Genomic DNA, 18,269 nt, shown 5'->3' with positions numbered 1-18,269 from the left:
GCGAGCAGCGAGCGCCGGGCCCCGCCGCGGGACGTCGAGCCCGAGGCGGAGGCTCCTCGCGCCGGAGGTCGTGCAGACCTCGGCGATGGATTGCGGGCCGGCCACGCTCAAGTGCGTGCTCGAGGGCTTCGGCATCGGCGTGAGCTACGGGCGGCTGCGCGAGGCCTGCCAGACCGACGTCGACGGCACCTCGATCGACACCCTGGAGGACCTCGCGGAGCAGCTCGGGCTCGTGGCCCAGCAGATCCTCCTCCCGCCCGAGCACGTGCTGCTCGACGAGGCCAACGCGCTGCCCGCCCTGGCGATCGTGCGGCAATCGACCGGGCCGCTCCACATCGTCGTGATCTGGCGCCGGCACGGCGGCCTCGTGCAGGTCATGGACCCGGGCACGGGGCGGCGCTGGCTCACGCGACGGCAGCTCGAGGGCGAGCTCTACCAGCACGAGCTGCCGCTGCCCGCGGCGGACTTCCGCGCCTGGGCGGCGAGCGAGGGGTTCACGCGGCCGCTCGGGCGCCGGCTCGCCTGGCTCGGCGCGGGGGCGCGGCCGCTCGAGGCGGCGCTGTCGGACCCGGGGTGGCGCGCGATCGCGGCGCTCGACGCCGGGGCGCGGATGGTCGCGTCCCTCGTGCGCTCCGGCGGCATCGCCCGCGGTCGCGAGGCCGCGCGCGTGCTGGACGCGCTGCTCGAGCCGGGCCGCCCCGAGGCCGCGCGCGAGGAGGCGATCCCGCCCCCCTTCTGGACAGCGCGCCCCGGGCCGGTCGGCCCGGCCGGGGAGGAGCTCGTCGTCGCGCGTGGCGCGGTGCTCGTGCGGATCCGCGGGCGGCGTCCGCCCAGCGACGCCCGCGCCTCGCCGGGGAGCGGGCCGCGAGCCGCCGCTGCCGCGCCACCCGGCGAGGCGCCCCCTCACGCCGAGGCGCGGCTCTCCCCCGATCTCGCCGCCGCCCTCGTGGAGCGGAGGGTCCGACCGGGGCGCGAGCTGCTCCGGATGGTCCGCGAGGACGGGCTGCTGACGCCCGCCGTGCTCGCCGGCGCGCTCGCGCTCAGCGTCGGGACGGTGGTGCTGGAGAGCCTCCTCTTCCGTGGGCTGCTCCAGATCTCGAACGATCTCGTGCTGTTCGAGCAGCGCCTCGCCGCCCTCGCCGCCCTCGCCGCCTTCCTCGCGGTGGAGCTCGCCATCGATCTGTCGCTGAGCACGGGGATGATCCGGCTCGGGCGCCACCTCGAGGTCCGGCTGCGGATGTCGTTCCTCGCGAAGATCCCGCGCATCGGCGATCGCTACTTCCAGAGCCGTCCGGCCTCGGACATGGCGCAGCGCGGCCACAGCTTGCACGTGCTCCGCGGCCTGCCGGCGTTCGGCGGCCAGCTCGTTCGCTCGGCGCTGGATCTCGCGGTCACCACGGCCGCCATCCTCTGGGTCGACCCCGCGAGCGCGCGCCTCGCCGTGCCGTGCGCCGCGGTGGCGCTGGCCCTGCCGCTCGCGGGGAGCCGCGTCCTCGTCGAGCGGGACCTGCGCGTCCGCACCCACGCCGGCGCGCTCACGAGCTTCTACCTCGACGCCCTCCTCGGCCTCGTGCCGATCCGGGCGCACGCGGCGGAGCGGGCCGTGCGTCGCCAGCACGCGGGCCTGCTCGGGGAGTGGGCGCTCGCCGGCCGCGCGCTGCTCCGCGCCGCCCTCGCCGTCGACGGGGCGCAGGCGCTGCTCGGCTTCGCGCTCGCCGCGTGGATCCTCGGCGACTTCCTCGCCCGCGGGGGCGCCCTCTCGCGGGCGCTGCTGCTCTTCTACTGGGCGCTCGCGCTGCCGGCGATAGGGCAGGCGCTCGCGAGCACGCTGCTCCAGTACCCGGCGCACCGGAACACGGCCCTGCGCCTGCTCGAGCCGCTCGGCGCGCCGGAGGAGCCGGGCGCCGGCGACGCGGCGCGGGCGAGCGCCGGGGGCGGGGGCTGCGCGATCGCGTTCGAGCGCGTGCGCATCCAGGCCGCCGGTCACGTGATCCTCGACGGGGTGGACCTCGAGATCGCGGCGGGCAGCCACGTGGCGATCGTGGGGGCCTCGGGCGCGGGGAAGTCGAGCCTCGTCGGGGTCCTGCTCGGCTGGCACCGGGCGAGCGAGGGCAGGGTGCTCGTCGACGGCCGCGCGCTCGACGGCGAGCGGCTGCGCGCGCTGCGCGAGGAGACCGCGTGGGTCGACCCGGCGGTCCAGATCTGGAACCGGTCGTTCCTCGACAACCTGCGCTACGGCGCGCCCGACGACGCGGCCGACTTCGGCGCCGTCGTCGACGAGGCCGAGCTGCGCGAGGTGCTGGAGCGCCTGCCGGAGGGGCAGAAGACGCTGCTCGGCGAGGGCGGAGGGCTCGTCTCGGGCGGCGAGGGGCAGCGCGTGCGCCTCGGCCGGGCGATGCTGCGGAGCGAGGCGCGGCTCGCGATCCTCGACGAGCCGTTCCGCGGGCTCGACCGGGAGCGCCGCCGGGCGATGCTCGCCCGCGCGCGGCGGCGCTTTCGTCGCGCGACGCTCCTGTGCGTCACCCACGACGTCGGCGAGACGCGCTCGTTCGAGCGCGTGCTGGTCGTGGACGGCGGGCGCGTGGTCGAGGACGGGGCGCCCTCCGAGCTCGCGGCGCGCCCGGGCTCGCGGTACCGCGCGCTGCTGGAGGCCGAGGCGGAAGTGCAGCGAGGGCTCTGGGCGAGCGGCGGGTGGCGCCGGCTGAAGGTCGTGCGCGGGCGGCTCGCCGAAGGCGCGGCAGCGTCAGCCGAGGACGAGCGGGGGTGACGGCGGCGGCGCAGCCCGGGTGGGGAGCTCGGCCGGACGAGGCGGTCGACGCGCTCGGCGCGATCGAGTGGCCCGCAGAGCGCCTCGGCGACGCGCTCGATGCGCTCGCGCTCGAGGGCGGCCTCGGCCCGCGCGCTGTCGCGGCGCCCATCCCGACCGCCGGAGACCTCCGCAGCGCGGACGCGCTCGGGGCGTGGATCGATCAGGCCGCGGCCTACCTCGGCGTCGAGGCGGAGCCGATCGCGGCGCGCCACGACGAGCTCGACGCCGCGCTCCTGCGCGTCGCGCCCGCGCTCGTGTGGCTGCGCGACGGCGAGGCGCCCCGCTTCCTCGCCATCGCGGGGCGCCGCGGGCGGGAGGTCTCGGTGCTCCGCGCCGACCGCTCCACGGCGCGCGTGCCGGTCGAGGCGATCACCCGGCGCATCTCCCGCCCGCTCGAGGCGCAGGTGCTCCCGGAGATCGACCGCGTCCTCGCGCGCGCGGGCGTGCGGCCGCGGCGGCGCGTGCGCGCGCGGCAGGCGCTGCTCCGCGAGCGCCTCGGGGCCGCGATCGTCGACGGCATCTGGAGCCTGCGCCTGCCGCCGGGCGCGCCGTTCCGGCGGCAGCTCGCGGCCGCGCGGGTCCCGCGCCGCCTCCTCGGCCTGCTCGCCGCCCACGTGTCGGCCTACACGCTCTGGATCCTGGTGTGGATGACCGTGGGGCGCAGCATCCTCGACGACCACCTCGACGAGGGGTGGCTCCTCGCCGGGGCGCTGCTGCTCGCGACGGTGGTCCCGCTGCGCCAGCTCATGGCGTGGCTGTCCGGCGTGGTCGCGATCGACGCGAGCGCGCTCATCAAGCAGCGCCTGCTCTCGGGCGCGCTCGCGCTCGAGCCCGAGGAGGTGCGCAGCGAGGGCGCGGGCCGCTTCCTCGGCCGCGTGATCGAGTCCGAGGCGATCGAGGCGCTCGCGATGGGCGGCGGCATCGCGTCGGTCGCGTCGGCCTTCGAGCTCGTCGCGGCGGCGGTCGTGCTCGCCCAGGGCGCGGCGGGCGCGCTCCACGCGCTCCTGCTCGTCGCCTGGGCGGCCCTCGTCGTCGCGCTGTGCGCGCGGTTCTACCGGCGGCGCGCGCGCTGGACCGCGGCGCGGCTCGCGATGACCCACGACCTCATCGAGCGCATGGTCGGCCACCGGACCCGCCTCGCCCAGGAGCGCCACGGCCGCTGGCACCACGGCGAGGACGAGGCGCTCTCGCAGTACGCGCTCGGGTCGCGCGAGCTCGACCGGAGCCAGATCGAGATCGGCGCGCTGATGCCGCGCGGCTGGCTCATCGCGGGCATCGCCGGCCTCTTGCCGCCGTTCCTCGCGGGCTCCGGCTCCGCCGCGACGTACGCGGTCGCGCTGGGGGGCGTCCTGCTCGCGAGCCGCGCGCTCCAGGGGCTGTCGGCCGGCCTGTCGAGCCTCGCCAGCGCGGCGATCGCATGGGAGCAGGTCTCCACGCTCTTCCAGGCCGCCGCCCGCGGCGCGGCGCCGCCGCCGCCGCTGCCGCCCGACGCGGGGCGGTCGCCCTCCGGCGCGCCGGGGGTCGCGGCCGGCGCGGAGAGCGCGGGGGACGTGGAGGTCCGCCCGCCCGTCCTGGAGGCGCACGAGCTTTCCTTCCGGCACAAGGGCAGGGCTCGCCCCGCCGTGGTGGACGTCTCGCTGCGGATCGCGGCGGGCGACCGCATCCTGCTCGAGGGGCCCTCGGGGGGAGGGAAGTCGACGCTGAGCGCCCTGCTCTCGGGGCTGCGCGCGCCCGACGCAGGGCTGCTCCTGCTGAACGGGCTCGATCGCCACATGCTGGGCGCCGCCGCGTGGCGCCGCCGCGTGGCCGCGGCGCCGCAGTTCCACGAGAACTACGTCCTCGCCGGGACGTTCGCGTACAACCTGCTGATGGGCAGGCGCTGGCCGCCGATGCCCGGCGACCTCGCCGAGGCAGAGGAGATCTGCCGCGAGCTCGGCCTCGGCGAGCTGCTCGGGCGGATGCCGGGAGGGCTGGAGCAGGTGGTGGGCGAGACGGGCTGGCAGCTCTCGCACGGCGAGCGGAGCCGGCTCTACATCGCGCGCGCGCTGCTCCAGGGCGCCGAGGTGGTCGTGCTCGACGAGAGCTTCGCGGCGCTCGACCCCGAGACGCTGGAGCAAGCGCTGCGCTGCGTGCTCCGGCGCGCGCGCACGCTCGTGGTCATCGCCCACCCGTAGCCGGGGAGCCGGCCGCCGGCGCCCTGTCGCCGGGGCCCAGCGGCGGACCGATGTAGCGGCGATCACCGTGTCTTTGCATTCGACTCATATCGGCACTTATATATAGATGAAGCGAGTCGAGCGCTCTTCTCCGCTCGGCGCCCGGCAGCATGGGTGATGACATGCCCGAGATCCAGAGCATCTCTTGAGCCGCGCAAGACTGGCCAACTCACCTGTGCCGTACCTTGCCGTCAGCAGCTCCCCGAGCTCTCTCAGGTGATCCCGTAAGGCGCCATCGCGCTCGCCAGGTGAACAGCGCTCTAAACCGGATCGCCGCCCCCATCGGCGCTGGACGTTACCTTTGTTCTGTCTAGAATTCATTTCAATGCCGGAGACAAAGACGAAACGGCGGTTGCCCGTGGGAGCAGAGGTGCTCGCCGGTCCAGCCAGAGGAGTGCACTTCCGCGTGTGGGCGCCAGCTCGGCGCAAGGTGGAGGTCGTCCTGGAGGCCGGGCCAGGGAGCGGCGAGCTGGCCGCGCTGCGGGCCGAGGAGGGCGGTTACTTCTCGGCGCTCGTCCCGGCCGCCGCGAGCGGCACCCGCTACCGCTTCCGGCTCGACGACGACGAGAAGCTCTATCCCGATCCCGCCTCGCGCGCGCAGCCGGAAGGGCCGCACGGGCCCTCCGAGGTGGTCGATCCCGGCGCGTTCGCGTGGGGCGACGCGGGCTTCCGGGGCGCCCCGCTCAAGGGGCAAGTCGTCTACGAGATGCACGTCGGCACCTTCACGCGGGAGGGCACCTGGGAGGCCGCCGCCCGCGAGCTGCCCGAGCTCGCCCGGATCGGCATCTCCTTGATCGAGGTGCTGCCGGTCAACGAGGTCCCCGGCCGCTTCAACTGGGGGTACGACGGCGTGAACCTCTTCGCGCCGATGCGCAACTACGGCGCTCCCGACGATTTCCGCCGCTTCGTCGACGCGGCGCACCGCGCCGGGATCGCGGTGATCCTCGATGTCGTCTACAACCACCTCGGCCCGGACGGCAATTACCTCAGCCAGTTCTCCAAGGACTATTTCACCGACCGGCACAAGACGGACTGGGGCGCGGCGATCAACTTCGACGGCCCGCGGTCCGAGGCGGTGAGGGAGTACTTCATCGCCAACGCGGGCTACTGGATCGAGGAGTTCCACCTCGACGGGCTCCGGCTCGACGCGACGCAGAACATCTACGACAGCTCGAAGGACCACGTGATCTCCGCGATCTCGCGCCGCGTCCGGGAGGCCGCGGGGGGCAAGGCGACGTTCATCGTGGCCGAGAACGAGTCCCAGGAAGAGTGGCTGATCCGCGCCCAGGAGCGGGGCGGCTACGGGCTCGACGCCGTCTGGAACGACGATTTCCACCACAGCGCCAAGGTGGCGCTCACCGGCCACAACGAGGCTTACTACACCGATCACGAGGGATCGCCCCAGGAGCTCCTCTCCGCGTTGAAATACGGGTTCCTCTTCCAGGGGCAGCGCTACGAATGGCAGAAGCAGCGGCGGGGCACGCCGGTGCTCGGCGCGGATCCGGCCCGCTTCGTCCTCTTCCTGGAGAACCACGATCAGGTCGCCAACACGCCGAAGGGGGAGCGGCTCTATCACCTCACGTGTCCGGGCAAATTCAGGGCAATGTCGGCGCTCCTGCTCCTCGCCCCCGGGACGCCCATGCTCTTTCAAGGGCAGGAGTTCGGGTCCTCGGCGCCGTTCCTCTTCTTCGCGGACCATAACGCCGAGCTCTCCGCGCTCGTGCGCAAGGGAAGGGCGGAGTTCCTGGCGCAGTTCCCCTCGTACGCCACCCCCGAGGTGCGCGCGCGCCTCGACGACCCGTCCGATCCGGCGACGTTCGAGCGCTGCAAGCTCGATTTCTCGGAGCGCGAGAAGAACGCCGGCATCTATGCCCTCCACGAGGACCTGATCGCGCTCCGCCGGCGCGATCCGGTGATCGCGGCCCAGCGCCCGCGCGGCGTCGACGGGTCGGTCCTCTCCGAGCACGCCTTCCTGCTCCGCTACTTCGGCGAGGAGGGCGACGACCGGTTGCTCCTCCTCAACCTCGGGCGAGACATCCATCGAGGATCGTTGCCGGAGCCGCTCTTCGCCCCGCCGCCGGGGCGCCGCTGGGAGACGTTGTGGTCCAGCGAGTCCCCCCGTTACGGGGGGCAAGGCAGTCCACCTGTCATCACCGAGGATGGAGTTCACATCCCGGGCGACGCGGCGATCCTCCTCCACCCCGTGGTCGGAAGGCCGGTTCCCGAGAAGACGAGCGCCAACCCTCGCCCTGAGGAGCCCAAGAAGAATGTACGCTGACGAGATCTGTCGGATGATGGTCTGGTCCCGAGAAACCGCCCCCGCCTCGCACGACGACGCCGAGCACGGCTCGGACCCGCTCACGCGGGAGTGGCTCGTCACGAACGGCCTTGGCGGCTATGCGTCGGGCACCATCTCCGGCGCGGTGACCCGTCGCTTCCATGGATTGCTGATCTCGGCGCTGCCCGCGCCGCTCGGCCGCACCATGATGCTCAGCGATCTGTCCGCCCGCGTGCTCACCCCGGACGGCAAGGGGTATCAGATGGGCGGCCAGGAGCCGTGGCACGACGACAGCTCGGCGGAGGTCATCGATCTCGCCGAGTTCCGCCTCGAGGCCGGGCTCCCCGTGTGGCTCTACAAGGGCGCGGGGATGGTCTTCGAGCGGCGCCTGCTCCTGCCCCACGGGCAGAACACGGTCCACGTCACGTACACGCTCCTCGAGGGCGCGGGGCCGGTCCAGATCGTGCTCCAGCCGTGGGTGAACTTCCGCCCGCACGAGGGCGCGCTCGATCGGCCGGTGGCGGGCCCCTACGCGCTCACCGTGGTCGAGGACCGGTACGAGCTCGCCTCGCCGAGCGCCCTCCCGCCGCTCCGGCTCAAGGTCCAGGGCGCGCGGGCCGAGTTCAGGATCGACAGCGCCCTCCTGCGCAACGTGCGCTACCGGATCGAGCAGAGCCGCGGCTACGACGCTGTCGGCGAGTTCTACAGCCCCGGCCGCTTCAGCCTCGAGCTGCCGGTCTCCGGCAGCGTGACCCTGGTCGCCTCCACCGAGGCGTGGGAGACGATCAACGCCCTCTCCACGGACGAGGTGCAGCGCGCCGAGCGCAAGCGCCGGACCCGGCTCCTGCTCGCCGCGGCGCCCGAGGTCCGCACCGGCCCGTCGGCGGAGCTCATCCTCGGCGCCGACAAGTTCCTCATCACGCCCGCCGGGCGCGTCGAGGACGCCGCCCGCGCGCGCGCGGCCGGGGACGAGGTGCGCACGGTGATCGCGGGCTATCACTGGTTCACCGACTGGGGCCGGGACACGATGATCAGCCTGGAGGGGCTGACGCTCGTCACCGGGCGCCACACCGAGGCGGGCTATATCCTGCGCACGTTCGCCCACTACGTGAAGGACGGGCTCATCCCCAACATGTTCCCGGAGGGCAAGAACGACGGGCTCTATCACACCGCCGACGCGACCCTCTGGTTCTTCCACGCGCTCGATCGGTACCTCACCTACACAGGTGATCGCGAGACGCTCCGGCTCGTCCTCCCCACGTTGATCGATATCGTCGAGCACCACACCCGCGGGACGCGCTTCGGGATCGGCGTCGACCCGAAGGACGGCCTCGTCCGCCAGGGCGAGGAGGGCTACCAGCTGACCTGGATGGACGCCAAGGTCGGCGATCTGGTGGTCACGCCCCGCCGGGGGAAGGCGGTGGAGATCAACGCGCTCTGGTACAACGCCCTCCGCTTGATGGAGCGCTGGGTGCGCGAGTCGGACGGCGAGGGCGCGTCGCGGCGCTACACCCAGGCCGCCGACCAGGCCAAGGTGTCGTTCAACCAGCGCTTCTGGTCCGAGGCGAAGGGCTACCTGTACGACCTGATCGACGGCGAGCAGGGCGACGACGACGCCTTCCGGCCGAACCAGATCTTCTCGATCTCGCTGCCGAACCCGGTGCTCGATCCCGCCCACTGGAAGGGGATCGTCGACCAGGTCAAGGAGCGGCTCTGGACGCCCGTGGGCCTCAGGTCGCTCGCCCCGGGGCACCCGGACTACAAGCCCAAGTACTTCGGCGATCTCCGCGCGCGGGACCTGGCCTATCACCAGGGCACCGTCTGGGGGTGGCTCATGGGCCCGTTCGTGGACGCCTGGCTGAAGGTGTATCCCGCCGATCTCGCCGGGGCGCGCAGCCTGCTCGCCGGCTTCCCGCCGCACCTCGACGAGGCGTGCGCCGGGTCGATCAGCGAGATCTTCGACGCCGAGCCGCCGTTCACGCCCCGCGGGTGCGTCGCCCAGGCCTGGAGCGTGGCCGAGGTGCTGCGCGCCTATGCCAGGACGGCCCGCTCGGCGGGCTGAGCGGGCTCCCCCTCAACAGCCCGCGAGCGCGGCCGAGCGCGCGGCTCGGCGCGCTCCGCGGGCCTTCCCGCCGTCGTGGGGCCCTGTCCCGGCGTCGCCCCGCGCGCCGGCGCGGGCGGTCAGGGCGCCTCGCCCGCGCCGAGCAGCCGGGAGATCAGCGTGTGCTCGACGTCGTCGAGCGCCTCGCGCAGGAACGCCGGGTCGTCGAGGCGGATCGCGTCGTCGCCTTCCCGCGCGTCGGCGGGGAGCTTGTTCTTGAGGCTCGCGAACTCGCGCAGCAGCGACGAGAGGCTCGCCTCGTCCTCGCGCAGCGCGCGCAGCGACCTCGTGAGCTGGCCGATCGCGTCGTCCCGCTCCTCGAGCCCGCCTACCTCGAGCGGGGCCAGCGTCCGGGAGAGCACGCGCTCGATCCAGAGCCCGCCGCCGAGGTCGTTGGCGATCGCGCGGATCTGCCCTGTCCAGCGCTCGAAGTCGGCGCGGAGCGCGGCGTGCGCCGGCGTCGCGCCGCACAGGACCACCCGCGCGGCCAGCGTGCGCCCGTCCGCCTCGGCGACGCGCTGCTCGAGCTGCTCCCGCGTCAGCTCCACGATGTCGTCGGCGCTCGCGGCCAGCGAGAGATCGACCTCGCACACGCACCAGCGCACGACGTCGAGGGCGCGGTGCTCGACCGAGGCGACGCGACCGTCGTCCACCGTGACGAGGAGGGCGCCCTTCTCGCCCGTCTCGCGGGCGTGGCGGCCCTGGAGGTTGCCGGGGAACGCGATGTACGGGTCCTCCGAGAGCACCTCCCGGGTGTGCACGTGGCCGAGCGCCCAGTAGTCGTATCGCTTCCCGACCAGCGTGCCCAGGCTGCAAGGCGCGTAGTTGTCGTGCCCCTCGCGGCCGCCCAGGCAGGTGTGGAGCATGCCTATGTTGAAGAGCCCAGTGTGCGCGTCCGGGTAGCCCGCCGCGAGATCGTCGGTGACGGCCTTTGTCGCGAAGCTCTGGCCGTGGACGGCGACGCCGAGCCGGTCGAACACCACCGACTCGGGGCGGCGGGGGTCGAGCCGCCGGGCGTTCTCGGGGAGCTCCAGGTGACGGGTGATGTTGCTCTCGGCGTCGTGGTTGCCGTAGAGGAGCACGACCTCCACCCGGGCGGCGCGCAGCCGGGAGAGCTGCGCGGCGAAGAAGAGGCCCGTGCTGTAGTCCTTCCAGTCGCCGTCGTAGATGTCCCCGGCGAGGAGCAGGAGGTCGACCTCCTCGGTGAGGCAGAGGCTCACGAGGTTCTCGAGGGCGCGGCGGGTCGCCCCGCGGATCTGCTCGACGGGGGCGCCCGGGTAACGGCCGAGCCCGCGGAGGGGGCTGTCGATGTGGAGGTCGGCGGCGTGGACGAACTTCATGGGCTGGAGCGGCGCGAGCTTAGCTGCTTCTGGCCGGGAGCGCTGCTCATCCGATGAGTGTCGCGCGGCGCCTGCGTGACGCGCCGCGGGCTGCGACCGGGCTCGGCCGCTCGGGAAGGCTCCGGCCGAGCTCGGCCATGCAGACGAGGCGCGCCGGATCGAGCGGGCCGGGCTTCTCCCCGGCCGTCGCTGGCGGTGGTCGCCTTGACGCAGGCGGCGCGCTGTCATGCAGTGCGCTTCCGATGCAGCGCCCGCCGCCGCGCCCCGCGCCGCCTGTCGTCGCACGACGCCCCCCCGTCGCGCGGCGCTCCCCCGAGGGGAGGGCGGCGGCGCGTTGAGCACGGGGGCCGCGCTGCTCCGGCGGGTCTGCGACGTCAAGGACGGCGAGGTCCCGGCGCTGCTCTGGAGCTTCGGGTACTTCTTCTGTGTCCTGTGCGGCTATTACATCCTGCGGCCCGTCCGCGAGGAGATGGGCATCTCTGGCGGCATGGACAGGCTGCCCTGGCTGTTCACGGCGGTCTTCGCGTCGATGCTCGCGGCCGTGCCCGCCTTCTCCGCGCTCGTGTCGCGCGTGCCGCGGCGGCGGTTCATTCCCATCGTCTATCGCTTCTTCGCGTCGAATCTCCTCGTGTTCTTCGGGCTCCTCTCGCTGGGTGTGCCGCGCGCGGAGGTGGGCAAGGTCTTCTATGTCTGGCTGAGCGTCTTCAACCTGTTCGTCGTCTCCGTCTTCTGGGGGGTCATGGCGGATATCTGGCGCAGCGAGCAGGGCAAGCGCCTCTTCGGCTTCATCGCCGCCGGCGGCAGCGCCGGGGCGCTCGCCGGCTCGCTCGTCACCGCGGCGCAGGCCCGGCAGATCGGCACTGCGAACCTCCTCCTCGTCTCGGCGGCGCTGCTCGAGCTCGCCGTGCAGTGCGCCGGCCGGCTGAGCCGGCTCTCCGGCCGGCAGGACGGCGAGGCCGCGCCGCAGGGCAGCGGCGGAGGCGGCGACGAGCGCATCGGCGGGGGCGTCCTCCGCGGCGTGGCGCTCGTGTTCCGGTCGCCGTACCTGCTCGGCATCTGCGCGCAGACGCTCTTTCAGTCCATGACGGCGACGGTGCTGTACTTCGAGCAGGCGCGCATCGTGTCGCTGGCGTCGATGGAGCCCGCGCGGCGGACCGCGCTGTTCGCCACCATCGATCTCACCGTGAACGTGCTGACCATCCTGGTGCAGGCGCTCGTGACGGGGCGGCTCATCACGCGGGTGGGGCTCGGGGTCGCGCTCGCGGTGGTCCCGGTGCTGACGGGGGTCGGGCTCGTCGCGCTCGCGGTGCGGCCCACGCTCTGGATGATCATCGCGATCCAGGGGATACGGCGGTCGGTGCATTATGCGGTGGACAGGCCGGCGCGCGAGGTCCTGTTCACGGTCGTCGCGCGAGAGGAGAAGTACAAGGCGAAGAGCTTCATCGATACGGTCGTGTTCCGCGGCGGGGACGCGGCGAGCGCCTGGGCGCTGACGGGGCTGTCGGCGCTCGGGCTGACGGCGGCGGCGCTGTCGCTGGCGGTCGCGCCTGTCGCGGGCGTGTGGCTCGCGCTGAACCACCGGCTCGCGAAGGCGCAGGCGGAGCGCGCCCGCGGAGAGGCGGAGTGAGCCGGCGCGGCCCCGGGACCGGCGGCATTGGGCTGATCGCTTGCGCGGGGGGCCGTCCCACGCTTTCCTTCGTGCATGAGCTCGCCTTGGCTTCACCGGTCCATCGCAGCCGCGCTCGCGGCCGCCGGGCTCGCGGCGTGGCCGTCGAGCGCGCGGGCCTACTGTGTGGTGGACACGTGCGTCTCGTCCGAGTGCACCGACGAGGAGATCGGGGACAAGAAGCCGGGCTGCGTCACCTCGTACTACCGGTGCGACCCGATCGAGACGTGCCTGAGCACCTGTGAGTGGGGACAGACCTGCCCGGAGCCGCCCAACGACAAGCCGTGCACCCATCCACCGGAGGCGAAGTGGACTTGCTCGACGATCCGCTGGAATCGCACGTGCATGGGGTACGCCATCCAGGAGGACGGCTCGATGTTTTTCGATCTCGACACGATCCGGAGGACCGTGAGCGAGGCGTTCGCCGCCTGGAGCGACGTGGAATGTCCGGGCGGGGGGAAGCCGGGCTTCGCCGTGCAGTACATGGGCGATGTCTCGTGCGGTGACGTGGAGTACAACACCCGGGCAGGGAACGTGAACGTGTTCACGTTCCGCGATTCGTTCTGGCCGCGGGGGCCGAGGCAGATCGCGCTCACGACGCAGAGCTTCAGCAGCTCCGACGGGGAGATCTACAACGCGGACGCCGAGATGAACACCGCTTGCTATCAGCTGAACCCGGAGGTCGCGCTCGACCCGCGCAGCGACGGCGAGGCGGACGGGTGCGGCTCCGACCGCGGGGGCAGCCACGATTTCCTGGCGGTCGTCACCCATGAGATGGGGCATTTTCTCGGGCTCTCTCACACGGCGGCGCCGCAGGCGACGATGGTCACCTCCTTTGGCGGCGAGGAGCTCGAGTTCCGCTCGATCGAGCAGGACGACATCAACGGCATCTGCGCGCTGTTCCCCCCCGCGGACGTCGATCCGGAGACGTGCAACCCGATCCCGAGGCACGGGTTCTCGCCCGAGTGCGGCGCGGAGCAGGTCGTCGGCTGCAGCGCCGGGGCGACGCCCGGCGACGGAGGCGGGCGCGCTGGGTGGATCGCGGCGCTGGGTGGCGCGGCGATCGCGGCGGCGGCGTGGCGGCGGCGGGTGAAGACGGGGGCTGTCGCTCGTGATGGTGCCGGTCGCTGCGGCGTGGGTGCTCCTGAGCCGCTATCTGGCGAGGAGGCGGCGGAGCGCGCCCGCGCGGAGGCGGGCTGACACGGGCCGGGTCCTAGAACACCAATCAATCATGTTGAAACCCGGAGAATTTTCACAGGGAGGCGGGGAGGCGGGGAGGAAGAAAAAAGAATCTCTCCCTCTCGCCGTCTCTCGCTCCCCGCCTCCTCGCCTCCCTGTGAAATTCCTGCTTTTTCTCGGGGTTTTAACCCGTTTGTCGCTCTAGCGGATGCACGTGCAGGCGGAGTGCTCGTCGTCGGGCGCGTCTTTGCCCTGCTCGCCCCTGTCGACGACCTTCGCGTCCATGCCGAGCTGCTGCAAGAGCTCGGTCACGAGCGCGATGGCCTCCCGCTTGTCCGCCTTCGTGCGCGGAGAGGACCACGCGCCGCTCTTCGCGACGAGCGTCCTCACGAGGGCGTCGATCGGCGCGGGGATGGTGCCGTCGCCGTCGAGAGCAGCCGGCGCGCCGCTCGCTTGCGGGGATTGCGCGCCCTGTGTCCCCTCGGAGGCGCCGTTCCAGGGGCTGTACGCGCCGAGCCGGTCGGCCGGAGCCCTGCTTTCGGGCTCGGTAACGACGCTGGTCGCGGCGGCGCTGGACGGGGCGCCCGGGCGAGTGAACGCCGCCGCAGGCGCGGTGCTGCGGCGGTCCTTGACGTAGCTGCTGAGGATGTGCGCCGTGCCGTCGGGCCCGACCCGGGCGATGACCTTTGTCGTGCCGTCCCAGAGCACGACGTTGGTCGCGCCGGTCTCATCGGTCCTCGCCTCGAGGGCGCCGGCCTGGAGGGCCTTGCGGACGGCCTCGCGCGCGCTGTCGAGGTACCGTCGAACGGCGTCCGCCGGCGGCACGCTGGCAGCCCGCTGCTCCGGCGACAGGAACTCGTCGCCGTGCTTGGCGGTGTGGTAGGCGGCGGCGCTCGCCGACTCGAAGCGCAGCTCGCTGGCCGCCTCCGCGAGCCGCTCCGTCAGCTCGCCGCGCGTGGGGAGCGTGACGTCGCCCACGGCGTTGGCCTCCTGCGCCGCCGTCAGCTGCGCTTGCCAGAGAGCCTCGACGTCAGCGCCGCTCAGGTTGCCCTTCATCGAGGCGACATAGAACTCGAAGCGCTCGACGAACTCGCTCACGCTCTCGGCGCGCTCCCGCGCGAACGCGGCCGCCGGGCGGCGCAGATCCGGGCGCTCCTCGCCGCTCACCAGGTCATAGAGCCGCAGCAGCGCGTCGTGCCGCATCTCGCCGTTCTCGGCGAAGATCGCCATCGAGGTGGGGTCCTCGATGCCGCCGTCGCGCAGGAATGGCACGACCAGGTCCAGCTGCGGCTTGAAGCGCAGCCGCTCCTGGCCGCGGTGCGAGCCGGACAGATCGACGGTGGCCTGATCCTTGGAGGACCACGGTAGGCCGTTGTTCAGGTTCTTGACCAGCATGAGCAGCTTGCCGAACTGCCCCCGGTCAACGAGCTCTCGCAGCCGCCGCGAGTGCAGCTTGACCTGCCCGCCAAGGTCGAGGAGGTCGCCCTCGCTCCTGAGCTCGATGCCTGCCTCGCGGATGCGCCTCCTGGCGACGTCGAGGAAGTCGCCGCTACCGCTGTCGAGCCCCTCCTCGAACCGCCACGGCTGGGGGCCGAGGTAGCGGCCGTCAGCGATCTCCGGCAGTCCCGGCTGCCCGGTGTCGGAGAAGCCGTTCTTCTTCTTGTCCCACTTGAGCTGGCCGTCGCGCTTGCGCCAGCGGTAGACGTGGTAGTGCGGCGCGTGGTGGCCTGGCTGGTTGTGGTCGCTCAGGTCCACGTCGATGACGACGCGCTCCCCCGCTTGCCCCTCCTGTTGCGGCGCAATGGCGTGGAAGCGGTATTGATAGATCCGCCCGGTGGCGAGGTCGATCTTCATCTCCGGCGCGGCCAGCGGATACCCAGCGCCGTCGTCCTCGGGGGTCTCGCGCCAGCGCGGCAGGACGTCGTTCTCGTACGCGAGGCTCTCGTCGTCGAAGCGACCGGCCACATCGTCCGGGATGAGCTCGCGGATCGCCTGGGGGGAGAAGCCGAGCACTTGCATGATCTCGGCCAGACCCGTGGGCGAGTCGGCCTGCGTGGCGTGCAGGACCAGCGACTTGGCGTGGAGCGGCGCCTCGCGCTCCTTCATCGACGCGAGGATGCTCTCGGCGTTGTCGAGCACGGCGTGGAGGATCTCGGGCTCGAGCTCGTAGCCGCGCTGATAGAACTTGAGCGCGCGGCCGAGGTTCCACGGCGTGCGGCGCAGGTGCTCGACGACCGCCTGTTGCCGCTCCTCGACGGGCGCGATCGGGCCGGGGTCGGCCACGAAGCGCAGCCTGCCGACGAGCTGATCCTCGATGGCGCCGTCGAGCGGATCGACCACGAAGCCGTTCTCGTCGAGGTAGAGCGCGTTCATGCGGAAGTCGCGCTTCTGCGCGTCGGCCATGACGTCGAACGGGCCCTGCACGCTGGTGTCGTCGCCGGCGGTGATGTCCACCATGGTGTTGACGCCTCCGACCTGGAGGAGGCGCAGCTCGGGGACGACGGTGACGGGGAGGGATTTGAACGCTGGGTCGGTGCGCAGCACCTCCTCGAGCCGCGACATGGGCATGTTCGTCTTGAGATCGACGTCCTTGGGCTTCTTGCCGCTGAGGGCGTCGCGCACCGCGCCGCCGACGATGTAGACGTCGAACCCGAAGGCGCGGATGAGCGAGATGAGGTCATGGACCCGGTGGGTGGCGCCGACGGGGGTGTCGAGGAGCGCAGCGCCGATGGGCTCGCTCTGGGCGGGCTGGGCGTCCCTGGCCGCGGCGATCCCGGCCGTCTCCAGGTTGAGGATCGTATGTGCCTTGAGCTTGCGGCCCTTGAGCTCCGGCTCGAAATAAGGAGCTCCGTTTCGGCTGTTCTCCTTGACGAAGTCGATGAACGCCTTCTCTCCGCGCCTCTTCGCGTCGATGCCGGCGAAGCTCAAGAGCGGCGTCAGGATGCCGTGATCAGCGGTGGCGAAATGAGGCACCGCGGGCGCGCCGTCCTCGTCGCTCTCGCGGTCGGAGAAGAAGGCGTCGGCGACCATGCTGCGGTCGGCGCTGCCCTTCCTCTCGCCGACCGAGCCGCTCGCGAGCTGCTCGAACCCCAGCGCGTAATCGGCCGTGTCGTCGCGCCGGTCGTCGTGGACCTGGATGCCGTACCAGGGGATCTCTCGCCCATCGCTGGTGGTGAACGTGCGTCCGACGATGCTGTCGTGCTGGAACAGCTCTCCGATGTTGATGTTGGCGAGGCGCAGGTCGGTTATCCGGTGCTCGCGGATCAATGCGTCCAGCTGCTCGCGGAGGTGACGCTTGGAGAGCGGCAGCTCTTCGGGCGGCGTCAAGAGCGCCTCGACCAGGTTGGTGTCGACCACCAGCGAGGTGGACGTGAGCGGCGGCGACAGCGCCGGGGACGCCAGGCGCTCGGCCTGGCGGACCAGCTGCTCGATGGTCGCGCGGGTGCCCGAGATCTTGCCCTTGTTCATGGCGCGCGCGAGCATGCCGGCGAACGCGTGCTCGCCGATGGATCGATTGATGATCTCGAGCTCGGCGCGGGTGACCCAGCGTCCCTCCTGGCCCCTCTTGAGGACCGAGCGCGGTGGCTCCGCGTCGCCCGTCGGCGGGGGCGGCGGCGGGTCGCGCAGCGCCTCGATATCGAAGTCCGGCACGCGCCCCGCCCAGTCGAGGGCCCCCAGCGCCTCGGCGGCGTCGTAGACGAGCTTTCGCATCTCGCCGTGGTAGCTGCCGAACAACTTCACGGCCTCCTGCTTCAAGCTCTCGGCGTCGCGGGGCTCCCTGAGCGCGATGGCCACGAACTCCGCGAAGGGCACCGGAGTTTCCGCGCTCTCGGTGGTCGCCAGGAGCTCGGCGAGCGCGCGTTGCACCGCGTCGTCGTCGAAGTGCGCGAGCAGCGCGGTCTGCAATGCTGCGTAGTGCGGCACACCCCAGATCCACTCGGGGATAGCGCGCTCCTGATCGTTGTTGCGAGCGGGCTTCTCGAGCTTCTCCTGGTTCCGCGCCGTGCGCTCCTTCTGCTTGTGCTCCTCGGGGCTGATGAAGTCGGAGTCATCGAGGTCGGCGAACAGGCTCTCATAGCCCTCGGGCTCGGTCGTCGTCCCGGGCGCGCCGGCGTCGCTGCTCGTGTCTGCAGCGCTGCTCGTGCTGGATGAGGATTCTTGCGCTCTGTCCTCGAGCTCCTCCCGGGGGGCAGGTGTCCCCTCGGGGGACTGCGGGGCGCTCGACGCCGCCGAGGCGGCAGGCGCCGCGGCGGAGGAGCCGCCTTTTCGGCCGAGCGTCGAGCGACCCCGGTCGCGCTCGAGCATGCCCAGCACGAGCTCGGCGTGCGCTGCGAGGCGCCCCTTCAGCTCGCCGGCGGGCAGGTCGAGCAGGTCGGGGTTGAACGTCAGCCACTTCGCGACGATCTCCTCGGCCAGCCGCGTGGCGGCGAGCTGCGCGATGGGCAGGGTATTGAGGAGCTGCGGGAGGAGCTCCGAGTCGATGGTGTCGATGACGAGGCGCGTCACCTCGTTCAGGCGGTGCTCTGGGACGCGCTCCAGGAGGGCCCTGTCCAGCCCTGACGGCGTGCGCTGGATCGTTCCGTGATCGAGCGCTCCCGGCGCCACGGCAGGCCCGCCAGCGGTGTTGGTCTCGCGCTGGCTCGCGGGAGCCCCCGCGAGCTGGTCGCGCGGGTCCGCGGCGTC

Annotated in this window: 8 protein-coding genes (1 of these 8 cut by a window edge); 6 read left to right on the top strand and 2 right to left on the bottom strand. The window is 72.4% G+C overall.

The genetic code is table 11. The annotated features are described in order from the left end of the window. Nucleotides 1–70: 70 nt before the first annotated feature. From WME89_RS43620 to WME89_RS43605, 4 genes are all read left to right on the top strand, one after another. On the top strand, nucleotides 71–2,767 hold the full coding sequence (locus WME89_RS43620; RefSeq protein ID WP_438005488.1) for an ATP-binding cassette domain-containing protein: 2,697 nt from the start codon (nucleotides 71–73) through the stop codon (nucleotides 2,765–2,767). Then, nucleotides 2,764–4,983 carry an ATP-binding cassette domain-containing protein gene (locus tag WME89_RS43615; RefSeq protein WP_438005487.1) on the top strand — a complete coding sequence of 740 codons (2,220 nt, stop codon included), beginning with the start codon at nucleotides 2,764–2,766 and terminating at the stop codon, nucleotides 4,981–4,983. Before WME89_RS43620 ends, WME89_RS43615 begins: the two co-directional genes overlap by 4 nt. A 364-nt stretch (nucleotides 4,984–5,347) precedes the next feature. After that, a complete protein-coding gene (gene treZ / locus WME89_RS43610) occupies nucleotides 5,348–7,300 on the top strand; it encodes a malto-oligosyltrehalose trehalohydrolase (protein ID WP_438005486.1) in 1,953 nt (650 codons plus the stop codon). Next, nucleotides 7,290–9,362 carry an amylo-alpha-1,6-glucosidase gene (locus WME89_RS43605; RefSeq protein WP_438005485.1) on the top strand — a complete coding sequence of 691 codons (2,073 nt, stop codon included), beginning with the start codon at nucleotides 7,290–7,292 and terminating at the stop codon, nucleotides 9,360–9,362. The genes treZ and WME89_RS43605 overlap by 11 nt, the downstream gene beginning before the upstream one ends. Before the next feature lie 119 nt (nucleotides 9,363–9,481). Here the strand turns inward: WME89_RS43605 and WME89_RS43600 are convergent, their stop codons facing one another. Further along, the gene (locus WME89_RS43600) at nucleotides 9,482–10,741 is read right to left on the bottom strand and encodes a metallophosphoesterase family protein (protein WP_438005484.1); all 1,260 of its coding nucleotides are present in this window, start codon (nucleotides 10,739–10,741) and stop codon (nucleotides 9,482–9,484) included. Between the two features lie 334 nt (nucleotides 10,742–11,075). On the opposite strand from WME89_RS43600, the gene WME89_RS43595 reads away from it, so the two are divergent. Continuing rightward, entirely contained in the window at nucleotides 11,076–12,368 is a 1,293-nt protein-coding gene (locus tag WME89_RS43595; RefSeq protein WP_438005483.1) for an NTP/NDP exchange transporter, read from the top strand. A gap of 75 nt (nucleotides 12,369–12,443) precedes the next feature. Beyond that, complete coding sequence (locus tag WME89_RS43590; protein WP_438005482.1) at nucleotides 12,444–13,607, top strand: matrixin family metalloprotease; 1,164 nt, start codon at nucleotides 12,444–12,446, stop codon at nucleotides 13,605–13,607. Nucleotides 13,608–13,787: 180 nt separating this feature from the next. Here WME89_RS43590 and WME89_RS43585 read toward each other — a convergent pair whose 3' ends face one another. Further along, nucleotides 13,788–18,269, bottom strand: the 3' end of a protein-coding gene (locus tag WME89_RS43585) for a hypothetical protein (RefSeq protein ID WP_438005481.1). 23,676 nt of this gene lie beyond the right edge of the window; only the last 4,482 of its 28,158 coding nucleotides appear in the window; the start codon falls outside the window, past its right edge; its stop codon occupies nucleotides 13,788–13,790.

The organism is Sorangium sp. So ce321 (genome assembly GCF_051530195.1).
Classification (GTDB): domain Bacteria; phylum Myxococcota_A; class Polyangia; order Polyangiales; family Polyangiaceae; genus Sorangium.
This window is presented reverse-complemented; position numbering and strand designations above follow the sequence as displayed.